Origin of the sequence: Rhizobium sp. CC1099, assembly GCF_029714385.1 — a bacterium.
In the GTDB taxonomy this organism is placed as follows: domain Bacteria; phylum Pseudomonadota; class Alphaproteobacteria; order Rhizobiales; family Rhizobiaceae; genus Rhizobium.
The window spans coordinates 2,149,825-2,171,119 of sequence record NZ_CP121641.1; the positions used below are offsets into that span (position 1 = coordinate 2,149,825).

Genomic DNA, 21,295 nt, shown 5'->3' on the forward strand with positions numbered 1-21,295 from the left:
CGGATGCGTCAGTTTGATGGGACCGCAGGTGCCGGGGCTTGAGGTGGAGCCGGAGGCGTCGTGCCGTTGGAATTGTCGAAATACCGGAAGAATTCCGTATTCGGCGACAGCACCAACGTCGTATCCTGGGACGACAGCGCGGAGGAATAGGCCGCCATCGAGCGGTAGAACTCGAAGAACGACGGATCCTTGCCGAAGGAGTCTGCGAAGATGCGGTTGCGCTCGGCATCGCCCTGACCGCGGATGATTTCCGCATCGCGCTGGGCTTCCGCCGTGATCTCGACCACCTGGCGATCGGCGATAGCCCGGCGCCGCTGGCCCTCTTCGGTGCCTTGCGCGCGCAGCAGCTCGGCCTCGGCGAGACGCTCGGCCCGCATGCGGCCATAAGTCTGCGGCGCCACCTGCTGAGTCAGGTCGGTCCGGCGGATACGCACATCCTGGATATTGATGCCGAGATTTTCGGCGTCGCCATGCAGGTCGTCGCGCACTTCGAGCATCATCGCCACGCGCTCGTCCGAAAGGGCGGCATCAAAGTCGCGCAGACCGTAGACACGGCGGAGCGACGAATCGAGCTGGGTGCGAAGTCGCGCTTCGGCGGCCTCGCGGTCGCCCGATACCGTCTCGCGGAACTTGCGCACGTCCTTGATGTCGTAGATCACGAAAGCATCGACGTCGAACGTCGAACCGCCGCGAACCTGGACGCGAATATTGTCAAGGTCGAAGCGCAGCGCCTGCTTCTCGACGATCTGGACGCGATCGGCATCCATGAAGGCGAGCGGCAGCTTGAAGTAGATGCCCGGCTCCGTCTTCACCGACTGGATCTGGCCGAAGCGCACGACGATTGCCTGCTCGCGCGCATTGACCACGAAGACCGAGGAATAAGCGATGACAAGCACAACGGCGAGCAGGATGATGATAACGGGAAGTCTGTTCGATGTCATGGCTCAACGTCCCTGCTGTGCCGGTTTGCCGATCTCGTTGAGCGGCAGGTAGGGAACGATCCCCTGCTTCTCGTCGATCACGACTTTCTTGGAATTCTTCAGCACCTGTTCCATCGTCTCGAGGAACAGGCGCTTGCGGGTCACTTCGGGAGCCTTCGAATATTCTTCGTTGATGGCAGTGAACCGCTGCGCCTCACCGTCCGCTTCCTTGACGACACGGTCCTTGTAAGCAGCCGCTGCTTCGCGAATCTGGGCCGCGTCGCCTCGTGCCTGGCCGAGCTTCTGGTTGGCATACTGGTTCGCTTCTTCGACGAGGCGCTGCTTGTCCTGTTCGGCGCGCTGCACCTCTTCGAAGGCATCGGCGACATCGCGCGGCGGCGCCACGTCCTGAATGGTGACCGCGGTTACCGCAATGCCCGCATTGTAACGGTCCATCGTGCCCTGCACGATGGCGGCAACCTCCGTTTCGATCGGCTGGCGGTTGTTGCGGAAGGCATCCTGCGCCGGGCGCCGGCCAATGATTTCGCGCATGGCGCTTTCAGCCACCTGCTGCAGCGTTTCGGCCGGGTTTTCGACGTTGAAGAGATAGGCCTTGGGATCGATGACGGTGAAGAAGACCGAGAACTCGACATTCAGGATGTTCTGGTCGCCCGACAGCATGAGACCTGTCGAAGACGAGGCCGACGTCGAGCCGATATTCTGCTGCTGCACCGTCACCTTGACGATCTCGACGGTTTCCATCGGCCAGAGGTGGAAATGCAGCCCCGGCGTCGAAATCTCTTCCTTCGGCTGGCCAAAGCGAAGCTCGACACCACGCTCGTCCGGCTGGACGATGTAGATGCATTGGAAAAGCCAGAAGACGACGAGAACGGCGGCAATAATCACCACCACGCCGCCGTTGAAACCGCCGGGTACGATGTTGCGGAGCTGATCCTGGCCGCGCCGGATGATATCTTCCAGATCGGGCGGCCCGCCCCGGCCGCCGCGCGGGCGGTTCGGCCCCTGCCCCCACGGTCCCTGATTATTACCGCCGCCGCCGCCCCATGGGCCGCCGCCGCCATTCTGATTGCTCCAGGGCATCAAAACCTCGTTGTTCGTTAAACTCCCAATCGCATCGTGCCCGCGGGGGCGGCAGGCTTTAAGCGATTGTGACCGTTATAGGTATCGCCGCAGCTGCTTTCAACGCGGCATGAAGAACTTGGCGATATTTATTGATAAATATTTCGTTTTCAGGCGCTGCGGCGCTCATAGACGACGAAGCGCGTCGGATAATTGTCCTTTTCCCCTGCCGGTACATCGATTTCTTCAATTACCATCCAGGCGGCAGGGTCGATCGAAGGGAAGGATGTGTCGCCCGCAACATGGGTTTGCACATGCGTGACGCACATCCGGTCTGCAAGCGCCATTGCCTGCGCATAGATTTCTCCGCCGCCGGCGATGATGATCTCGGTCTGGCCAGTCTCGCGCGCCAGCCTTTCGGCAATCCCGATCGCCTCGGGAAAAGAACGCGCCATTGTCACATCCGATTGCTCGATCGTCGCGTGCCGGGAAATCACCACATGCGGGCGCCCGGGCAGCGGCTTGCCAAAACTCTCATATGTCTTGCGCCCGACCACGAGCGGCTTGCCGAGCGTCATTGCCTTGAAGCGCTTGAGATCGGTCGAAAGCCGCCAGGGCATATCGCCGTCGCGTCCGATGACGCCATTCTCGGCCACGGCAACGACGATGGTCTTTCTGATGTCGGACATGAACTTCCTGAGGTTGAAGTGACGGCTTGGCCCGCCGGATCTACCGCCGGGCCGGCCGACAAGCAAGAGAGGCTCGATAAAATCCCGTCCACGCCTGCGGGAACGTCCGAATGCGAGATATCGCAACGCAGCATAAGCAATTCGTAAACCACGCCATACGTTTCAATTTTACTCCAGAAAATGCTACGTTAAGTTGAGTTTTATGGGAAACAGATCCGCGCAAAACAATCGGCCGAGCCGCATCGACCTCGTCATCGTCGCCATGGCGGCGGGGCTTTTCGCGTGGGTTGTCACAGGCGGCAAGGCCGGTTCTCCGGTAACGACAGGCCTGGGCACGGCATTCGCCTGGCATTTTATGGGCTTTCCGATCATCCCCGTGAAACGCAAGGAACGCATGCTCGGTCGGCTCGGAAAGCGTCTGTTAACGGCTGTCGGCCTAATCCGGAAAGATGACGGAAGGCTGATGTGAATGATGAATGCGATGCCTCGATTTGACGTGATCTGCGACCCGATGAACCAATGGATCGTCTGGGACCACGTCACGGAGTCGCCTGCGTCGTTCGGCGGACAGATCCTCGACGGGCTGGACGAGCAGGAGGCAGGCCGGCTCGCGAAAGTCATGAACGAGCTTCACGGAAGTCAGCAAGCACTTGCCGATTGCAACGGCAAGCGCTCGGTCCGCTAGGACGATCGTCCGTCAGACGGCGACCGGGGCATCGATCCGATCGTGCGACTGATATCCTACGACCTCGAAATCGTCGATCCGATAACCGTCGATCTCGTCGGGCTCGCGCGTCAGCACCAGCTTGGGAAAGGGCATGGGCTTGCGCGCAAGCTGCTCTTTGGCCTGATCGAGGTGGTTCAGGTAGAGATGCGTATCGCCTCCGACCCAGATGAGTTCACCCCGATCCATCTGCACCTGCTGGGCGACCATAGCAAGCAATGCTGCCTGCTGGCATATATTGAAAGGCGCGCCGAGGAAAATATCGCAGGAGCGCTGGTTCACGAGCATGGAAAGCTGCGGCCGGCCGCTGCCGCGCTGCAGTCCGGAAACGTGAAACTGATAGGTCATATGGCACGGAGGAAGCGCCATCTGATCAATCTCGCCCACATTCCAGGCGTGGAACAGCATGCGCCGGCTCGTCGGATTGGTCTTGAGGCTATGGACGAGCGCGCCGATCTGATCGTGCTCCACCCCGTTCCGGTCAAGCCACCGCCTCCACTGCTTGCCGTAGACCGGTCCGAGATCGCCCCATTTCGCCGCGAAAGCGTCGTCTTCGAGAACGCGCTTTTCGAACCGGTCCTGGGATATCTCCTCGCCCGTCGCCTTGCGGTACGCAGCAAGCGGCCAGTCCGTCCATATCTTGACGTTTTCCTTGAGCAGCGACTGGATGTTCGTCTGCCCGGTCAAAAACCAGAGCATCTCCTTCACCGCCGTCTTCCAGAAGACCTTCTTGGTCGTAAACGCCGGGAAGCTGCCGTCCGAAAGATCGAAGCGCATCATCGCGCCGAACGTCGAAAGCGTGCCCTCGCCGGTGCGATCCATCCGCCGATCGCCCTTCTCCAGCAGATGGGACATGATGTCTAGATATTGATATTCAGGATGACGCTGCATCCGTGTCTCCCCGTGTGCGATCACATGGTCGCGGCCGATTCCGTTTCCCAATTTAGGCGCTTCTGCCGCTGAAACCAACTGTGCGGAGGCTTATCCCGGCAATTCTCATGCTGCCTGCAACGGTTTTGTGACGTATCCCCTTTCCATGCGCTTCGGAAAACACTATATCAGCCTTGCCGGTTTTCGGACCGGCTATGGCGATAAATGAGCGGTGTAATAAACCTATTGGACCCGGGGGCGGTACCCGGCGCCTCCACCAAAAACAGCCGGTTCACGACTGCTTTTGATGGGGGCGAAACAGGATCGACAAGGGTGTAAAGATCGACTTTTTGCTCGGCATGATACCGCCGTTATCGGGTCACAAGTGTAGTTGCAAACGACAACAACGCTAAGGAATATGCTCTCGCTGCCTAACGGCGGTGCGGGAATTCCGCTCTAAGTCCTTTTGGTTAGCACCTTAAGGCGGGGTCCGAAGGCACCTGGCAACAGAAGCCTTCACCTTCTCCCTGCCGCCCAAATCATGTATTGTTTGTGAAGCTGACTCGGACACTTAGCCTTTCCCAAGGCCGCCGGACATGGCATATACCCTTGTGAAAAGACTTCCGAACCAAAGAAAGACAGGAAAAGTATGGGGCAGGACCACATCCGCTACGACATTCTGGCACAGGACGCGCTGCGTGGCGTGATCCGCAAGGTCTTGTCCGAAGTCGCAACGACGGGCCGCTTGCCCGGCGACCATCATTTCTTCATTACGTTTCTGACCGGTGCACCCGGCGTCCGCATCTCGCAGCATCTGAAATCCAAGTATCCGGAGCAGATGACCATCGTGATCCAGCACCAGTTCTGGGATCTGAAGATCACCGAATCGCTGTTCGAGATCGGCCTTTCCTTCTCCGACGTGCCCGAAAAGCTGGTCATCCCCTTCAATGCCATCCGTGGCTTCTATGACCCTTCGGTCAATTTCGAACTTGAATTCGACGTGCCGCTGACAGACGGCGAGGAAGTTCCCGCGGCCGAAATCACCGCCTATCCGGTCGCACCCGAAAAAGGCGAGGAACCGCCCGCGGCAAAACCCGCCGAGGGTGACGAGAAGAAGCCGGGATCCGTCGTGTCGCTCGACGCCTTCCGCAAGAAGCAGTAAAGACCAAGGGAAGCAGACGCTTCCCTTTTTCATGTGCCCTTTTCCAGCCGGACGGAGGCAAGCCATGAGCGCAGAAATCGTTAATCTCCGCCAGTTCAAGAAGAAGCAGGCCCGTTCCGAAAAGGAAAAACAGGCCGAGCAGAATCGTATCCGTTTCGGCCGCACCAAGACCGAGAAGCAGCTGACCAAAGCGCTGAACGAGAAGGCCGAAAAAGCACACCGACAGGGCCGGATCGAAAAGGACGAAGGCGGCGAATGACCGCGCAGACGGGCCGAAAAGAATCCGCAGTCAATCGCTTGGCGGTATTTCCTCCCTCAATCTGTGAACTCCGCGAAAAAGGCCTGCGGAAAGCCCGATGATCCGCAAGCATTCCGCCAGCCTGCATGGACACCGCACCAGCTTCTCGCTGGAAGACGAATTCTGGGCCGAGCTGAAAGCGATCGCCACAGCCCGCGCCATTCCGCTTGCGGCCCTCATATCCGAAATCGACGACCGGCGAGAGCCGGAAAGCAACCTCTCCTCCGCGCTGCGGATCCATGTCTTGAGCTGGTTGAAAAACCGCAGCTAGAGCGAGCCTTTACTGCGGCAACGGCACGCCCGGCAAGGCATCGAAATTCAGCCGGTTGCCGGTTATCGGTGGTGGCTGGTTGAGCTGCTGCGCGCGGCGCGCCGCCTCCTCAGCAGCGGCGTTCGCCTCGGCCTCCGCCTTCGCCTTTGCTTCAGCCTCCGCTTTGGCCTTCGCCTCCGCCTCGGCCTTTTGCCGCGCAGCTTCCGCGGCAAGCGCGCGCAGGCGCTCCTCTTCGGCCTTGCGCTGCGCCTCGATCGCCGCGGCTCTTGCGCGTTCCGCATCGTTGAACTTGTAAAGCGCCACCTCGCGCCGCAACCGCTGCTTTTCCAGGACGTTCGACTGCAGCCGCTCGACACGCCGGCGTTCGCGTTCGAATGCACGAAGCGACAGATATCCGGCGAGATCGGTTACATCCATCGTCCGGCCGGGCGATGCGAGCAATCCGGAATAGTTGAGCCGCAGCGCGGGCTCCGAGCCTGCAAGCGCTTCCTCGCCCGGATTGAGAGTGATGTTCAGCGATGCGTTGATGCGCTCTTGCGGCAGGCTGAGTTGCGCATTGCCGGTGACCTTGGCGAGTTCGTTGGCAACGGTGACGTTCTGCACGCGGAGCACGCCGTCGGTGATGTTGAACGGAATGCCCGTCGGCGGAAGTTTCGCCTCTCCATTGTTGAGCAGCGTTTCGACGATCGGATGTATCTTTCCGGCATTGAGCTGGTCCTGCATCGGATCCGTTGCAGCAAGTAGCGGCGGCAGGATCGCAAGGTTCAGCCCGCGCACGGTAGTCTCGCCAAGCCGCAGCTCGCCGGAGCCCGTGAGCGAGCTCACGAGGTCCGTCATCGTCTTGCCAGAGGCTTCCATACCGAGAGAAAGCCCGAACTTGCCGTTCGCAACCGGCGCGCCGTCGCGCGGCCAGACGACGCCGGCGAGATCGGTATCGGCAAGCGAAAGCTTCGTTTGGAAGAAGCCGGTGCCCTCGGCATTGGTGAAAAGCAGGTTGCCGGAAAGCTGGCCGCCGTCCCAGCCGCCCTTCATGTCGTTGAGCTGCAGTTCGTCGCCCTTGTAGACAGCATTGGTGGTGAAGCCGGTTACGGCTGCCGACCATCCCGGCCAGAACTCCTTGGCCGAAAACTTCAGGTTGACGTCCATATCCTTGAACACCGGCTGCCCAAGTACTGCGGTCGAGAAGTTGCCCGTCGCAGCATCTGTCATCGGGCCATAGACGGCCTCGCCCAGCCAGCTCGCATCGGCGCGGTCAAGCGCAAGTTCGCCGCTCGCTGTCGTCCTGTCTGTCTTGCGATTGACCGTCAGCGCACCCGAAAACTGATTTTCCGCGGCATGACCCTTGAGGTCGGAGAAGACGACCTTGTCGCCATCGATGGTTGCCGTTGTTTGCAGCCCGAAAGGCAGCCCGGTTCCCATCTGCGGCAGCGCAATGCCGTTCATCACGAGATACGGATCGAGATCGGCGCTCTCGAGCGAGACGCCGATCTGGCCGTTCATGAAATTCCCGGGACGGACATTGACCTTGCCATTCGCAGTAAAGGACGTCCGGTCCGTCGCAAGGGTCAGCGATGCATCGGCCGGATCGGTACCGCTTGCCTGGACTTTCAGGGCGAGCCGGCCGTTGGCATCAGCTTCGACCGGAAGCGGATCGAGGCCAGCCTGCCCGAACAGGATCGAAGTCGTTCTGTTTTCAAGCGTCGCCTCCAGATTGGTCGTGCCCTTGCCCGTCAGCGCCAACAGATCCGACATGCGGTAGTCGAGGTTCACGCGGCTTCCGTTGGAAACGCCGGCAAGCGTCAGCGCAAGCCCGTCGCCCTCGTCGCCGCCAAGCGTCAGCGCACCGCGCAGCGCCGTGTTGGTGTACCAGGCGGCATTGCGCACCAGCCGGTCCATCACCGGATGCTGCGGCAGATGCTCCTTCAGCATCGTGAAGAAAGGTCCCGGATCGGCGGACTTCAAGGTGATCTCCCCCGAGCCCTTGTAATCGAGCAAGGAGCCTTCGGCGCGGCCGGTGGCGGTGATTTCGGCGCCCGCCAGATTTTTGGCGACCAGCTTGTCGACGGCAAGCGCCCCGTCAGCGATCGTAAAGCTGGTTTCGACATTCTCTGCCTCGACGCCGAAGGCGCTGAACTTATCCGCCTTCAGCTGTGCCGTAATCTTGTGGTCGAGCACATTTTCGCCTGCGTCCTGCCCCGTGAACAGACCCGTCAGCGCCCTCAGCGCATCGAGGTCGATCGCATCGCCGGCAAGGTCGACGTTCAGCAGGGGCGGCTGGTTCTCCAGCGCTTGCCGTTCCAGCCTGCCCTTCAGCGTAGCGGGGCCGATGGCAATCTCCAGATTGTTGAAGCGCTGCTGCTGATGCGTCAGGCTGACATCGGCGGAAAAGCCCGCCTGCTTCAATTGACGGATCGCGGGGTCGACCGAACCCGCAAGCCAGGAGGCAAGCCCCGAGGGCTGATTGGAGGCAACGGTAATCTGCCCGTTGAAGGAAGGGTCGCCCCTTAGCGTCAGCTGGCCCCGGCCCTCCACCTGGGTGCGCCCGGGCAGCGTCCCGACGGCATTGTCGATCGTCCAGCCGTTGCCGGCCGGCTGCAGATCGAGCTGCACGTCGCGGATGGTCGTATCCCCGGCAACGATCGCCGGCAGCTTGACGCTCGCCTTGCCCTGCACCTGCGGCACGGGAATCTGGGCGATGATGCTGATCAGTGAATTGAGCCGCTGCCGGGCGGACAGGCCGGGATCGCGCGCGGTCTTGCCGCCTGCGCCCTGATTGCCGATCCTGTTCACATCGATCTGCTGGCCGTCGGCGATCAGCAGGAACTCGGGCGCGTTGCCGGTATCGAGCGTCGCCTCGCCGGTGATCACATAGGGATCGTCCACTGAGCCGATTTCCATCCGGTACTCGGAAAGCCGGATGCGCTCGTTGGTCAGTTCGAAGCGGCCCTTGAGGCGCGGCGGCAGTGCATTCTTGTCGTCGGATTTAGCCGCGCCGCGGTTCTCGACCGCAGCCGACATGCGGCCCTGATAATTCGGCTTTCTGTCGGCCAGCTTCAGCTGACCATCGAGATCGATTTTGACCGGACGCTGATCGGGTATCAGCTGCGTCCTGACCTGCAGCGCGCCGGTTTCGTCGGGCTGTCCGCTGGAAATCGAAAAGCTGCCATGCTCGCCGTCGAGCGCCGCATCGCCTTCGATCCGCCAGGGGCCTGCCAGCGACCGGGCGGACATTTCCGCGTTCAACCCCGTAATGCTGCGGGCGCGGCCCGACTGATCGTCGATGAACTGCACGTCGCCGCCGGTGACATGCACACTTTCCAGAACGACGGTCTTTGCAGGAATCTCCGGCCGGCTGCCGCGCATCCAATCGAGCGTGCCGTCCTTCAACAGGCGAAGACGCAGCTTCGGATTGACGACGCGCATATCGAAAATAAGCGCCTCGCCGGAAAGGAACGGCGCAAGTTCGGCATCCATGGCGAATTGCTCGATCTGCACGATCGGCTGGCCGTTGGATTCCTGCCCGACACGCACGTCATGCAGCGTTACCGACGGAAAAGGCAAAAGGCGCGCATCGACCGTGCCATGCACCGTCACCTTCTTGCCGATGATGCGGCTTGCCTGCTCTTCGAAATTCCTGCGAAAGTCAGTCCAGTCGATGAAAAGCGGCGCGAGCAGTGCCACGAAGAGCACTACGACGATCACTCCCCCCAAAAAGACGAGGAACCGGCCCATCAAATCAAGCATTCTCCATTCGGGATTCCGTTGCCGACACTACTGTTATTCATGCCGGGAGCAAAGCCGAAGATCATGAGATTGTTCCGTTTTCAGACAAGATGAAAAATCTTGCCCGGATTGAAGATATTGTCAGGATCGAGCGCCCGCTTGACCTGCCGCATAAGATCGACTGCACCGCCGAGTTCCTGCTCGAGAAACGCCATCTTTCCCTGTCCTATCCCATGCTCTCCGGTGCATGTTCCATCCATCGCGAGAGCCCGCTGGTTTAGCCGCACCACGAAATTCTCCGCAACCGCGACACCTTCCGCCGTCTTGTCGTCGAACAGGAGAAGCACGTGAAAATTGCCATCTCCTGCATGGCCGACAATCGGCGCCAGCAGACCATGTTCCTGGATATCGGCCTGCGTCTCGGCAACGCAATCGGCAAGCCGTGATATCGGAACACAAACATCGGTCGAAAGTGCGGCAAGCCCGGGCGCCAGCGCGCGGCAGGCCCAATAAGCATCGTGCCGTGCCTTCCAGAGCTTGTTGCGTTCCTCGGCGTTTGCCGTCCAAAGGAATTCGCCGCCACCGCATTCGGCCGCGATCTCGGCAAACTGCGCCGATTGAAGCTCGACGGTCTCGTCGGTTCCGTGGAATTCTAGGAAGAGCGTCGGGCTCTCGGCGTAGGTCAGACCCGAATAGGCGTTACATGCCCGCATCTGCACGTCATCGAGCAATTCGATGCGCGCGACCGGAATGCCCATCTGGATTGTCATGATGACCGCGTCGCAGGCGGCTTTGATTGTCGGGAAGGAGCAAGCCCCGCCGGCGATCTTCTGGGGAATTCCCTGCAGCCGCAGCGTCACCGAGGTCAAAATCCCGAGCGTGCCTTCGGCGCCGACGAAAAGGCGCGTCAGGTCGTAACCCGCCGAGGATTTGCGCGCCCGGCGCGCGGTGCGGATTTCCTTGCCATTGGCCGTCACGGCCGTAACCGAGAGCACATTGTCCTTCATCGTGCCATAGCGCACGGCGTTGGTTCCGGACGCCCGCGTCGAAGCCATGCCGCCGATCGAGGCATTCGCGCCGGGGTCGATGGGAAAAAAGAGGCCGGTATCGCGGAGATAAACGTTCAGTTCCTCGCGCGTGATGCCCGGCTCGACGGTACAATCGAGGTCTTCGGCATTCACTTCGAGAACCCGGTTCATCCGGCTGAAATCGATCGAAACCCCGCCATTCGGGGCATTCACCTGCCCCTCCAGCGAAGAACCGGTGCCAAAGCCGATCACCGGCACCTTGTGTTCGGCACAGACCTTGACGGCGGCCTTCACGTCGTCGGCCGTCTCGGCAAACAGCACACCGTCGGGCAACTGCGCCGGAATGTAGGTGGTCGTATGCGCATGCTGGGCGCGGAAGGATTCGCCGGTCTGGAAGCGCTCGCCGAAGCGCTGTTTCAAGATGCCGACGACCGCGAAAATGCCCTCCTCGTTGCGTTTTCCAGCCTTTGCATCGCTGAGCGCCATCTTGTTGATCTCCCATACTATCCGCCGTCACGGGCAGGTTGGTATGGGACAACGGATGGCGCCTGTCCAGTCAAGAGTCTCGTGAGATGGCTCAAACGAGCGGTGGATTGAGCCGCGCGAAGCCTTCCTGCCGCCTGTATGGGAAATACGGATAAGGCGCCGACACCGCGCTGACCTTTTCGAGCCTTTCGACCTGCTCCTTCGTCAGCGACCAACCGACGGCACCGAGGTTCTGGCGCAGCTGCTCCTCGTTGCGCGCCCCGATGATGACACTGGACACGGTTGGCCGGGCGGTCAGCCAGTTGATGGCGATCTGCGGCACCGTCTTGCCCGTCTCCACGGCAATCTCATCGAGAATGTCGACGATGTTGAAGAGCATTTCGTCATCGACCGGCGGGCCGTATTCCGCCGTCAGGTGCAGCCGGCTTCCTTCCGGTATCGGCTGGCCGCGGCGGATCCGGCCGGTCAGCCTGCCCCAGGCAAGCGGGCTCCAGACAAGCGCACCCACGCCTTGGTCGGCGGCGAGCGGCATCAGCTCCCATTCGTAGTCCCGGCCCGCCAGCGAATAATAGACCTGATGGGCCACGTACCGCGCGTAGCCATGCCGCTCCGAGACGGCGAGCGATTTCATCAGCTCCCAGCCGGCGAAATTCGACGCGCCGATATAGCGGAGCTTGCCGGCAGCAACGAGTCGATCGAGCGTCGAAAGCATCTCCTCGACCGGCGTCGAGGCATCAAAGGCATGCAGTTGCAGCAAATCGATATAGTCTGTGCCGAGGCGGCGAAGCGCGTCATCGACGGATTTGATCAGCCGCAAGCGCGAGGTTCCCCAATCTGCCGGCCCGTCACCCATCGGCAAGGCCATCTTCGTGGAGATGAGCACGGCGTCGCGCTTGCCGCCGATCGCCTGCCCCAGAACCTCCTCCGATGCGCCCGCCGAATAGACGTCGGCGGTATCGAAGAGATTGACACCTGCCTCGAGGCAGATATCGACCAGACGCCGCGCCTGCGCCGCGTCGGTATTGCCCCATGCGCCGAACAATGGGCCGCTGCCGCCGAAGGTGCCCGCGCCGAAACTCAAGACCGGCACTTTGAGGCCGGATGCACCGAGATTTCTGTATTCCATGGACTGTCTCCTGTTGTCTTGAGAGATAGACACTCACTAAGGCGCGATATAGATTGCCAGCGAGAAAGTCATTTGTGATTTGAATTCATCATGAGCCGTCAGGACATCAATCGCGCCGGCGAAATGGACGTCTTCGTGCGCGCCGTCGAGCTCGGCGGCTTTAGCGCCGCGGCAACCGCCTGCCGGATGACCCCGTCGGCCGTCAGCAAGCTCATCGCCCGCCTCGAAGCCCGGCTTGGCACACGTCTCATCAACCGCTCGACGCGGCGCCTGCAACTCACGCCGGAGGGTTGCGCATTCTACGAAAGGAGCGTCTCCATCCTTGCCGATATCGCCGAGGCCGAGCGCTATGCCTCGGCAGGCGAACAGGCGGCCGGGCCGATCCGTATCAATACCAGCGCGTCCTTCGGCAATCATGTGCTCGCGCCCCTCCTATCATCCTTCATGGCGCTTTATCCGGCCGTGACGCTCGACATTTCCTACACGGACAAGGTCGTCGATCTCATGGAGGAGCGCGCCGACGTCGCAATCCGCGCCGGACCGCTGAAGAATTCCAGCCTGATCGCCCGCAAGCTCGGTGCAGCCCGCAAGCTCATCGTGGCCTCGCCGGACTACCTTCGCCGCCATGGTGAACCGAAGTCGATCGCCGATCTCCAACAGCACTGCCGCATCGGCTTTTCGTATTCCCGCGCCATCGGCGGCTGGCCGCTACTTAATCAAGACGACACGGTGCTTGTGCCGGTGACGCCGGGCATTCAGGTCGGCGACGGCGAAGGGATGCGCCACCTGGCACTTTCCGGCGCCGGCCTGGCGCGCCTTGCCGTCTTCACTGTCCGCGCCGATATCGCCGCAGGAAGACTGGTATCTGTCCTTGAAGATCTGAACCCCGGCGACCTTGAGGAATTCTATGCCGTCTATATCGGCCAAGGCGGCCCGCTGCCCGCCCGCGTCCGCGCACTGCTCGATTTTCTCGCAGCCAACGTTCGTCTCTAGCCCGAGCCTTGCGCCTGTCGCAACGCTGCTATTCGGCTGGCGCGCGCCAGGCGGAATTTTCGCCAACGTGGCCATATTTCGCAATTGCGGCCGGCTTAACCTGCCCATATACCGGCGATAGATTTCCGGCTGCTCCCGCCGGTCCTTATGTTGCTACCGATGAATTTCTATGCCGTTCACCGCGGCCCATCGGACGGAAAAGACAGGCGTTCGATGCCGTTAAAAGCCGCAAGCCGAGCCATACGAGAAGCCAGCCTGCCGAGATGGGTTCTGCTGCTAAGCCTCTCCACCTCTCTCGTTGTCGTTCTTGAACTTTTCGCCCTTCCGGCATCGCTGCTCGTTGGGCCGATGATCGCGGCGATCTTTCTCGCCTTGGTGATCGGCAAGGGCCAGATGCGCGTACCCTACTGGTCCTTGCAATTCGGGCAGGCTCTGGTCGGCCTGATGATGGCGCGCGCCATCACGCCGGACATTCTCGCCACGATGGCCAAGGATGCGCCGCTCTTCATGCTGGTCATCGTCTCGGTGATCGCCATCGCAGGCGTGCTCGGCTATCTCCTGACCCGGCTGCAGGTGCTGCCCGGCACCACCGCCGTCTGGGGCTCCTCCCCCGGCGGCGCCTCGGCCATGGTCATCATGTCGGAGGCCTATGGCGCCGATGCCCGCCTTGTCGCCTTCATGCAGTATCTGCGCGTCGTCTTCGTCTGCGTGGCCGCTTCCGCCGTCTCGCGCCTCTGGGTCGCCCCCGACGGCGAGCTGCCACCGCTTATTCTCTTCCCGCCGATCGACTGGCCGGCATTTGCCGCGACTGTGCTGCTAGCCTGCAGTTGCGTCTATGCCGCCTTCCGTTTCCGCGTCCAGGGCGGCACCATCATCCTGCCGCTTCTCGCAGGCTCTCTGTTGCAGGGTTTCGACCTCCTGACGATCGAGCTGCCGATGTGGCTGCTCGCGATCAGCTATGCCCTGATCGGCTGGAGCATCGGGCTGCGTTTCACCCGTTCGATCCTGAAGCATGCCGCCCGCGCTCTGCCGCGCGTCTCCGCCTCCATCCTGCTTTTGATGTCGATCTGCGGGCTGATGGCCGTGGCCCTGCACAAATTCGCGGGCATCGATCCGCTGACAGCCTATCTCGCGACCAGCCCTGGCGGTGCGGATTCGGTTGCCATCATCGCCGCCTCTAGCGATGTCGACTTGCCCTTCGTCATGGCGATGCAGGTGGGGCGGTTTGTGGTGATCCTGTTTACCGGGCCGATGCTCGCGCGCTTCATCGCGCGGAGGAGCGGCCTGGCCGAGAACCCCGCCTGAGCGCGGCCCATTGGCCGGGCGTCATGCCGTAGGCTTTCTTGAAATGCCGGTTCAGGTGGCTCTGATCCGCAAAGCCGGTGGCAAAGGCGACGTCCGATAGCTCGCTGCCCTCGCCGATCATCGCCCGCGCCTGCTGCAGCCGCCGCATCAGAAGGTAGCGATGCGGACTGGTCGCGAATGCGGCCCGGAAATGCCGCGACAATGCAAAGCGGTCGAGTCCTGTTACCGATTCAAGCTCGCCGGAACGCACCGTTCGCGTCGCATGTGCTTCAAGGTAGTCGCGGGCGCAACGGGCCTGATTCCAGGCGATACTGGCGGGCAGCCTGCGCAATGCCTTCGCGTGCCTTACAAGCCCGTCGGCTATGCGCATCAGGAAATCGTCGACGAAGAGCTCGTCGAGCTCCCCATCGAGATCAGTCAGTGCGCCAAGCAGGACGCCGGCAAGAACCGCATCGCTGATGACAGGCTGGTCGACAAAAGGCAGCCCGAGTTTCCCGGCTTCCAGGCATTCGGCAAGCAGCGAGGGCTCCAGGTAGAGAATACGGTATTGCAGCCCGTCATTGGTGCCCGCCCCGCCGTCATGCACCTCGTCTGGATGCAGCACGATCACCTGACCGGGCATGCTGAAGCGCCTTTCGCCGCGATACGAGAAGGTCTGCACGCCCTTCAGCGTCACACCGAGCCCATAAGTGTCGTGCCGGTGCGGCTCGAAGGCATTTCCGCTGAATTTCGCCTCGATGCGCTCGATCCCGGGAAAGGCTGGCGCTGCCACAATGCCGTCGCCGCCCTGCGGCACGCACAAACGTTCAAGACCTTCGAAAACCTGTGGCGTTACATCCTGGCTCAACGCGACCTCGAACCGCATGAAAGAGACTGGAATGTTTGATACCAAAATTGCGATCGTTCTGCGAAACAATCTTGCGTCATGGCAGAAGCTGAATGTAACCGCCTTTTTGATGAGCGGCATCGCCGGGCAAAATCCCGCGATCATCGGCGAGGCCTACAGGGACCGCGCCGGCAACACCTACAATGCCATGTCAGTCCAGCCGATCATCGTGCTATCGGCCGATGAGGCGACGATTTCAGCGATACATCGCCGCGTGCTGGAGCGCGAGATTCCATCCTCGCTGTTCATCGAGGAGATGTTTGCAACCGGCCATGACGCCGCCAATCGCGCGGTATTTGCCGAATACGCGCCGGAAGATGCCAAGGTCGTGGGCGTCGCTCTGCGCGCCGGCAAGAAGATCGTCGACAAAATCACTAAGGGCGCGACGATGCATGCCTGAAACGAAAGACGGCCGGCGATGATCCGGCCGTCTTTGATAAATGTGGCGCAGTTCAGCTCTGCGTGATCGGCGCGATCTGAATCTCGACACGGCGGTTCTGGGCGCGGCCAGCCTCCGTCGCGTTCGACGCGACCGGTTGCGACGGGCCAAAGCCGACGGCAGAGACGCGACGCTGGTCGATACCCTGTCCGCCGAGATAACCGGCAACCGAAAGGGCGCGGCGCTGCGACAGATCCTGGTTATGCTGCAGGCTGCCGGTGGAATCCGTATGGCCGTTGACATCGATCAATGTGCGGTTGAACTTCCTGAGCACGATCGCTACCGAGTTCAGCGTCGGATAGAAGCCCGGCTTCACGGCGTCCTGGTCGATGTCGAAGGTGATGTTCGACGGCATGTTCAGGATGATGTTGTCGCCGTTACGCGTCACCGAAATGCCGGTGCCCTGGAGCTGGGCGCGGAGTTCCGCTTCCTGCTGGTCCATGTAGTTGCCGATCGCGCCGCCTGCGAGCGCGCCGAGGCCCGCGCCGATCAGCGCCGCATTGCGCGGGCCATGCCCGCGTCCGCCAAGGGCGGCACCCGCAAGCGCTCCGCCGACAGCTCCGAGCATTGCCCCGCCTGCGGTATTCGACATTTTCTGCTCGCCCGTATAGGGGTCGGTCGTGGTGCAGGCGGTCAGGTAGCTGGCGGCCATCGCCAGAAGTACGAATTTCTTGATCATGGACAGAAAGCTCTCCGTTCTAAGCTGGCCCGAGCAAATATTATGGAATGCGGCAACAAGATGAACGCGTCCCCTCCGATAAAACAAAATCAGTGGAATGGACACGTCTCGCTTGCACAAATCCCGAGGATATCGCCAATTTGCCACAGCAGTCTCGACAGGCTCGATAATATCGAGACGGGCGGGACCGCATGCGCTTAGAAGGCCTGGAAGAGCTGTCTTACGGTGTCGTAGCTGGCATTGGCGATCGAGAGCGCCTGCAGGCCAAGTTGCCGCTGCGTCTGCAACGCCGTGAGCTTGCTCGACTCCTCTTCCATATCGGCATCGACCAGACGCCCGATGCCTGAACTGTACGCGTCGAAAAGCGTTTTCGCGAACTCGTTCTGCAGCTCGATGCGTTTTTCCAGCGCACCAAAAGCCGAGCCCACGGTGGTCGCCTGCCTGAGAATGCCGTCCACTACGCTGATCATCTCATCGACCTGATCTTTTGTCGTCGAGGATGAAAGCCCGATCTCCACTTGTCCGGCGGTATTGCCCGCCTTGCTCAAAATCATGACGTAGTTCTGCGAAGCGCCCATTTCCGTCGCGAAATAGGATGATGTCAGAGCGCCGTATTCGCCGCTCCCGCCGGAACGGTCGTCGACGAGGTAGCGGGCATCCTTCGATGTGGTGACGCCCGTCGACGGCAGGTCGATATGATAGGTCAGCGTGCCGACGGTGACGGTGCCGTCGGCATTGCGGATATAGGACGCCGGAATCTGCTTCGGCTCGGTGGGATTGTCTTCATCCGTCAGGACGACCCAGTTGTCGCTGTTGAAGGCTGCCGCTTCGGCGACGGAGCGCAACTGTGCCTTCAGCTGCGTCAGCTCCTCATTGATCTTTTCCTTGTCCACACCCTGTTCGGTCGCAGCGACAAGTTTCGTCTTGATTTCGGAAACGACGTCAACGGCGCGGGCAACGCCCGTATAGGCCGTACCCATTGTGGCGGCCGCCATGCCGAGCGCATCCTGAATGGCTGCATGCGCCTTATTGTCGGAGCGGGCCGTCGTCGCCACCGACCAGTAGGCGGCGTTGTCGCGGGCCTGTTCGACGCGAAAGCCGGACGAGACGCGGTTCTGCGTCCGCGTCAGGCTGTGGTTGATATCACGAAGCGTATGCAGCGCCGCATCGACAGATGTGCGTTGAAAAATACTCACGGGAACGGAACTCCGAACACAACTACATGCTACTTACAAACAGCGAACCGTGTCCGCGAAACGTCATGTTCGGGCGCTGAAATCAGCGGGTGGGCGAGCCTCCGAAACGCTGAGGCATCTGATCGGTTACGGGTAGATCATTGCGTTTTATGCTTAAGAAACATCTAACGTTCAGAAGAAATTTATTCTGTTTTGCAACGTTCATTGACCACGAACACGCCGCCGCGATGGGAGGCGGCGACGTTTTAAGCAGACGGCGTCAAATCTATTCCGCTGCCTGCAGATGCTTGGGATCGGGCACCGGTTTCGGCCGTGCCGCAATCGCCATCTCCTCGTGCAAACGGGCTTCCTCATGCGCATGTGGCTTGGCAAAGCGCGCCACCAGAAGATAGGCGACCGGCGTGATAAGGAGCGTGACCAGCGTTGCGAAACCCAGTCCGCCGACGATCACCCAGCCGAGCGCGATACGCGCTTCCGCGCCTGCGCCATGCGCAAAGACCAGCGGAACGCCGCCGAGGATGGTGGCGATCATCGTCATCATGACCGGGCGTAGCCGCAGTGCACAGGCGCGTTCGATCGCCTCGCGCACTTCTACCCCGCGGTCGCGGAGCTGGTTGGCGAACTCGACGATTAAGATACCGTTCTTCGCCATGACGCCGACGAGCAGCACGAGGCCGATCTGGCTGTAGATGTTGAGGCTCGATCCCGTGATAATGAGCGCGAAGACGGCGCAGGCAAGCCCAAGCGGCACGGTCGACATGATGATCAGCGAGGACAGCACGCTTTCGAACTGCGCCGCCAGCACCAGGAAGATGATCACGATCGCAAAGCCGAAGGTGAGTGCCATGCCGCTGGAGTTCTCTTCGAGGGTTGCCGCTTCGGCAAGCGGAATAAGACGCGCCCCTGGCGGCAGGATCGGCTCGGCAAGTTCCGTCACCTGCTTGACGGCATCGCCGAGCGACATGCCCTCTTTAAGGCCTGCCGTGATCGCGACGGAAGCGAGTTGCGATTCACGGTTCAGCTGCGGCGCAACCGCGCCTTCCTTCATCGAAGCGATGACCGACATCGGTACGATCTTGCCCTCGCCGGTCTTCAGGAAGACGTTCTCGAGATCCGTCGGATCATCGATCGGCCGCATGGTCGAAGTGAGCAGAACCGGATAGGCATCGCCATTGACGAAGACGTCGACGACGGAGCGTCCCTCGAGCAGCGACTGCATCGCCGTCGAAAGCCCGGTGATATCGATGCCGAGATCGGAAGCCCGCTCGCGGTCGATCGTGACCGAGACCTGCGCCTGCGTCGGCTCGTTGGTCAGGCGCGGCGTATCATACTGCCCGGTCGCGTCCAGCGCCTGCACCAGCTCGACGGCGGCAGCCGTCAGGCGGTCGTAGTCATTGCCGACGAGCGCCATCTGCAGGCCGCTGCCGGCGCCGCGAATGCGCAGGCTGTTCGAGGATATCGCATTGCCGCGAAGTGCGGGCACGCGCGATGCCGCCCGGTTGATGTCCTGGACGATCTCCGCCTGCGTGCGCTCGCGCTCGCCCCAGGGCGCCAGCGTCAGCACCATGAAGCCGCTATTGGCCGAGCCGCCCTGGCCGGAGATCGAAAAGACGTTCCTGATGTCGCCGCTGTCGACCAGCGGCTGCAGGTATTCTTCGACGAGCTGCAGCTTGTCGCGCGTATATTCGAGGCTCGATCCCTGCGGTGCGGTGAGCCGCATCATCACCATGGCGCGGTCCTCGTTCGGCGTAAGCTCGCTCTTGACCGTCGAGAAGGCGACAAGCGCCGCCCCGGCAAAGATAACCGACGCGACAATGACGACCAAGGGCGCGTTGAGGCAACGCTGCAGGCTCCATTGGTAGACACGCGCAAACGCTCCGCCGAAGTGGCCGAGGGCGCCATGATCCTCCAGCATTGGCTTCGTCAGCATGCGCGAGGCGAGCATCGGACAAAGCGTCAGCGCGACGATCGACGAGAGACCGACCGAGAAGGCCAGCACGAAGCCGAACTCCCGGAAGAGACCGCCCACCTGCCCCGGCAGGAATGACAGCGGAATGAAGACAGCGGCAAGCGTTGCCGTGGTCGCGATGACCGCGAAGAAGACCTCGCGCGTGCCGAGGACGGCGGCCGCCCGCGGCCCCATGCCTTCGGCGCGCCGGCGCACGATGTTCTCGAGCACCACGATCGCATCGTCGACGACAAGACCTGTCGCCAGGACGATGGCGAGCAGCGTCAGGATATTGATCGAAAAGCCCACGAGATAGATCGCAGCCAGCGTGCCGATCAAAGCCACCGGCATGCTGACCGCGGGGATCAAGGTAGCCCGCCAGTCTCGCAGGAAGAGGTAGATGACGCCGGTGACGATGACGCCGGCAAGGATCAGCGCCAGCACGACCTCGTGGATCGCTCCCTGGATGAACACGGCGTCGTCGCTGGTGATCGCGATCTTCGTGCCTTCCGGCAGCGTCTTCGAAAGCTGCTCGACCACCGTCTTGATGCCGCTCGAAATATTGAGCGTATTTGATTGCGCCTGGCGGATGACGCCGAGGCCGATGCCGCGCTTGCCATTGGAGCGCAGCGCCGTATCGCCGTCACGCGGCCCGAGCGTCACCGTCGCGACGTCGCCGAGACGCACGCGGTCCTGCAGGATGACATTGGCGAAATCCTCCGGCTTCTGCAGGCTCGCCGTGGCGCGCACCACGATGTCCTGTGTCGTGCTCTTCAGCGATCCGGCAGGAACGTCGAGGGCGGAGTTGTCGAGCGCCTCCGTCAGATCGCCGACCGTCAGCCCGCGGCTTGCGAGAGCGCCCTGGTCGATATCGACCCGGAAGATCTTTTCCTGGTCGCCATATTGCTCGACATCGGCAACGCCATCGACGGAGGCCAGCCGGTCGACGATCTCGTTTTCGACGAGGAGCGTCAGGTCATCCATGTCGAGCTTGGTCGAGGTGACCGCAAGACGCATGATCGGCTGTGAATCCGCATCCGCCTTGACGATCTGCGGGGCGTCGGCATCGTCCGGAAGCTGCTCCATGATGCGCCCGATCGCATCGCGCACGTCGTTTGCGGCGACGGCGAGATCGACGGTGTCGGAGAACTCCAGCGTCACGCGGCTTTGGCCGAACTGCGATTGCGAGGAGATCGATTTCAGCCCGCTAACGCGCGCAACTGCGCCTTCGATGACCTTCGTCAGCTCTTGATCGATCGTCTGCGGTGCAGCGCCGTCGAACATGGTGCGCACGGTCACGACCGGGCGGTCGACATCCGGCAGTTCGCGCACTTCGACCCCGGCATAGGCAGCAAGACCCGCCACCACCATCAGCGTATTGAAAACCAGCGCCAGGATCGGGCGGCGCACGAAGAGTGCCGTAAAGGTCTGCTTGCCGGAGGCTCTCTCTGGAAGTTCGGTGACGGTCACGT

The 21,295-nt window shown here is 61.5% G+C and carries 19 protein-coding genes and 1 other RNA gene; 9 read left to right on the forward strand and 11 right to left on the reverse strand.

The annotated features are described in order from the left end of the window. Positions 1 to 8: 8 nt before the first annotated feature. The 3 genes from QA644_RS11115 to QA644_RS11125 form a co-directional block, all read right to left on the reverse strand. A complete protein-coding gene (locus tag QA644_RS11115; RefSeq protein WP_022714420.1) occupies positions 9 to 941 on the reverse strand; it encodes a protease modulator HflC in 933 nt (310 codons plus the stop codon). Positions 942 to 944: 3 nt separating this feature from the next. Next, positions 945 to 2,021 carry an FtsH protease activity modulator HflK gene (gene hflK, locus QA644_RS11120; protein WP_283068436.1) on the reverse strand — a complete coding sequence of 359 codons (1,077 nt, stop codon included), beginning with the start codon at positions 2,019 to 2,021 and terminating at the stop codon, positions 945 to 947. A 149-nt stretch (positions 2,022 to 2,170) separates the two neighbouring features. Then, entirely contained in the window at positions 2,171 to 2,689 is a 519-nt protein-coding gene (locus QA644_RS11125; protein ID WP_074068895.1) for a dihydrofolate reductase, read from the reverse strand. Between the two features lie 202 nt (positions 2,690 to 2,891). Here QA644_RS11125 and QA644_RS11130 point away from each other — a divergent pair, with 202 nt between their 5' ends. Together QA644_RS11130 and QA644_RS11135 are read left to right on the forward strand one after the other, a co-directional pair. Further along, on the forward strand, positions 2,892 to 3,158 hold the full coding sequence (locus QA644_RS11130; RefSeq protein ID WP_283068438.1) for a hypothetical protein: 267 nt from the start codon (positions 2,892 to 2,894) through the stop codon (positions 3,156 to 3,158). After that, complete coding sequence (locus QA644_RS11135; RefSeq protein WP_074068897.1) at positions 3,159 to 3,374, forward strand: hypothetical protein; 216 nt, start codon at positions 3,159 to 3,161, stop codon at positions 3,372 to 3,374. A gap of 12 nt (positions 3,375 to 3,386) precedes the next feature. Here QA644_RS11135 and QA644_RS11140 read toward each other — a convergent pair whose 3' ends face one another. After that, the gene (locus QA644_RS11140) at positions 3,387 to 4,304 is read right to left on the reverse strand and encodes a thymidylate synthase (RefSeq protein WP_194730006.1); all 918 of its coding nucleotides are present in this window, start codon (positions 4,302 to 4,304) and stop codon (positions 3,387 to 3,389) included. A 136-nt stretch (positions 4,305 to 4,440) separates the two neighbouring features. Between QA644_RS11140 and ssrA the strand changes: the two genes are divergently transcribed. From ssrA to QA644_RS11160, 4 genes are all read left to right on the forward strand, one after another. Continuing rightward, positions 4,441 to 4,804, forward strand: a transfer-messenger RNA (tmRNA) gene (gene ssrA, locus QA644_RS11145). Between the two features lie 128 nt (positions 4,805 to 4,932). After that, positions 4,933 to 5,445, forward strand: coding sequence for an SspB family protein (locus QA644_RS11150; RefSeq protein ID WP_074068899.1), 513 nt, complete (start codon positions 4,933 to 4,935; stop codon positions 5,443 to 5,445). A gap of 64 nt (positions 5,446 to 5,509) precedes the next feature. Next, positions 5,510 to 5,704 (forward strand): DUF4169 family protein, encoded by a 195-nt coding sequence (locus tag QA644_RS11155; RefSeq protein ID WP_239598218.1) that lies wholly within the window; start codon positions 5,510 to 5,512, stop codon positions 5,702 to 5,704. Between the two features lie 97 nt (positions 5,705 to 5,801). Next, a complete protein-coding gene (locus QA644_RS11160) occupies positions 5,802 to 6,014 on the forward strand; it encodes a ribbon-helix-helix domain-containing protein (RefSeq protein ID WP_022714412.1) in 213 nt (70 codons plus the stop codon). A 9-nt stretch (positions 6,015 to 6,023) separates the two neighbouring features. Here the strand turns inward: QA644_RS11160 and QA644_RS11165 are convergent, their stop codons facing one another. From QA644_RS11165 to QA644_RS11175, 3 genes are all read right to left on the reverse strand, one after another. After that, positions 6,024 to 9,749: an AsmA-like C-terminal region-containing protein gene (locus QA644_RS11165; protein ID WP_283072367.1), complete on the reverse strand. Its 3,726-nt coding sequence runs from the start codon at positions 9,747 to 9,749 to the stop codon at positions 6,024 to 6,026. Positions 9,750 to 9,838: 89 nt separating this feature from the next. After that, positions 9,839 to 11,251 carry an FAD-linked oxidase C-terminal domain-containing protein gene (locus tag QA644_RS11170; RefSeq protein WP_194730008.1) on the reverse strand — a complete coding sequence of 471 codons (1,413 nt, stop codon included), beginning with the start codon at positions 11,249 to 11,251 and terminating at the stop codon, positions 9,839 to 9,841. Between the two features lie 91 nt (positions 11,252 to 11,342). Continuing rightward, on the reverse strand, positions 11,343 to 12,377 hold the full coding sequence (locus tag QA644_RS11175; protein WP_194730009.1) for an aldo/keto reductase: 1,035 nt from the start codon (positions 12,375 to 12,377) through the stop codon (positions 11,343 to 11,345). Between the two features lie 90 nt (positions 12,378 to 12,467). Between QA644_RS11175 and QA644_RS11180 the strand changes: the two genes are divergently transcribed. Further along, entirely contained in the window at positions 12,468 to 13,370 is a 903-nt protein-coding gene (locus tag QA644_RS11180) for a LysR family transcriptional regulator (RefSeq protein ID WP_239598213.1), read from the forward strand. Positions 13,371 to 13,583: 213 nt separating this feature from the next. After that, positions 13,584 to 14,675, forward strand: a complete 1,092-nt coding sequence (locus QA644_RS11185; protein WP_283068444.1) for an AbrB family transcriptional regulator — start codon at positions 13,584 to 13,586, stop codon at positions 14,673 to 14,675. Here QA644_RS11185 and QA644_RS11190 read toward each other — a convergent pair. Further along, complete coding sequence (locus tag QA644_RS11190) at positions 14,635 to 15,522, reverse strand: AraC family transcriptional regulator (protein ID WP_239598212.1); 888 nt, start codon at positions 15,520 to 15,522, stop codon at positions 14,635 to 14,637. The two genes, QA644_RS11185 and QA644_RS11190, sit on opposite strands and share 41 nt — an antisense overlap. A gap of 31 nt (positions 15,523 to 15,553) precedes the next feature. Here QA644_RS11190 and QA644_RS11195 point away from each other — a divergent pair, with 31 nt between their 5' ends. After that, on the forward strand, positions 15,554 to 15,961 hold the full coding sequence (locus QA644_RS11195) for a DUF2000 family protein (protein WP_194730013.1): 408 nt from the start codon (positions 15,554 to 15,556) through the stop codon (positions 15,959 to 15,961). Positions 15,962 to 16,013: 52 nt separating this feature from the next. On the opposite strand, the gene QA644_RS11200 is transcribed toward QA644_RS11195, so the two are convergent. From QA644_RS11200 to QA644_RS11210, 3 genes are all read right to left on the reverse strand, one after another. Next, the gene (locus QA644_RS11200; protein WP_183922600.1) at positions 16,014 to 16,679 is read right to left on the reverse strand and encodes an OmpA family protein; all 666 of its coding nucleotides are present in this window, start codon (positions 16,677 to 16,679) and stop codon (positions 16,014 to 16,016) included. A 197-nt stretch (positions 16,680 to 16,876) separates the two neighbouring features. Beyond that, on the reverse strand, positions 16,877 to 17,875 hold the full coding sequence (locus QA644_RS11205; RefSeq protein WP_283068446.1) for a flagellin: 999 nt from the start codon (positions 17,873 to 17,875) through the stop codon (positions 16,877 to 16,879). Between the two features lie 265 nt (positions 17,876 to 18,140). Further along, complete coding sequence (locus tag QA644_RS11210; RefSeq protein WP_283072368.1) at positions 18,141 to 21,293, reverse strand: efflux RND transporter permease subunit; 3,153 nt, start codon at positions 21,291 to 21,293, stop codon at positions 18,141 to 18,143. Between the last annotated feature and the right edge of the window lie 2 nt (positions 21,294 to 21,295).

Excerpts from the sequence above, each read along its gene's own strand:
- QA644_RS11200 (WP_183922600.1), bottom strand. The coding sequence starts at position 16,679 with ATGATCAAGAAATTCGTACTTCTGGCGATGGCCGCCAGCTACCTGACC.
- QA644_RS11130 (WP_283068438.1), top strand. The coding sequence starts at position 2,892 with ATGGGAAACAGATCCGCGCAAAACAATCGGCCGAGCCGCATCGACCTC.
- QA644_RS11125 (WP_074068895.1), bottom strand. The coding sequence starts at position 2,689 with ATGTCCGACATCAGAAAGACCATCGTCGTTGCCGTGGCCGAGAATGGC.
- QA644_RS11140 (WP_194730006.1), bottom strand. The coding sequence starts at position 4,304 with ATGCAGCGTCATCCTGAATATCAATATCTAGACATCATGTCCCATCTG.
- QA644_RS11150 (WP_074068899.1), top strand. The coding sequence starts at position 4,933 with ATGGGGCAGGACCACATCCGCTACGACATTCTGGCACAGGACGCGCTG.
- QA644_RS11135 (WP_074068897.1), top strand. The coding sequence starts at position 3,159 with ATGATGAATGCGATGCCTCGATTTGACGTGATCTGCGACCCGATGAAC.
- hflK (WP_283068436.1), bottom strand. The coding sequence starts at position 2,021 with ATGCCCTGGAGCAATCAGAATGGCGGCGGCGGCCCATGGGGCGGCGGC.
- QA644_RS11195 (WP_194730013.1), top strand. The coding sequence starts at position 15,554 with ATGTTTGATACCAAAATTGCGATCGTTCTGCGAAACAATCTTGCGTCA.
- QA644_RS11160 (WP_022714412.1), top strand. The coding sequence starts at position 5,802 with ATGATCCGCAAGCATTCCGCCAGCCTGCATGGACACCGCACCAGCTTC.
- QA644_RS11115 (WP_022714420.1), bottom strand. The coding sequence starts at position 941 with ATGACATCGAACAGACTTCCCGTTATCATCATCCTGCTCGCCGTTGTG.
- QA644_RS11170 (WP_194730008.1), bottom strand. The coding sequence starts at position 11,251 with ATGGCGCTCAGCGATGCAAAGGCTGGAAAACGCAACGAGGAGGGCATT.
- QA644_RS11155 (WP_239598218.1), top strand. The coding sequence starts at position 5,510 with ATGAGCGCAGAAATCGTTAATCTCCGCCAGTTCAAGAAGAAGCAGGCC.
- QA644_RS11185 (WP_283068444.1), top strand. The coding sequence starts at position 13,584 with ATGCCGTTAAAAGCCGCAAGCCGAGCCATACGAGAAGCCAGCCTGCCG.
- QA644_RS11175 (WP_194730009.1), bottom strand. The coding sequence starts at position 12,377 with ATGGAATACAGAAATCTCGGTGCATCCGGCCTCAAAGTGCCGGTCTTG.
- QA644_RS11180 (WP_239598213.1), top strand. The coding sequence starts at position 12,468 with ATGAGCCGTCAGGACATCAATCGCGCCGGCGAAATGGACGTCTTCGTG.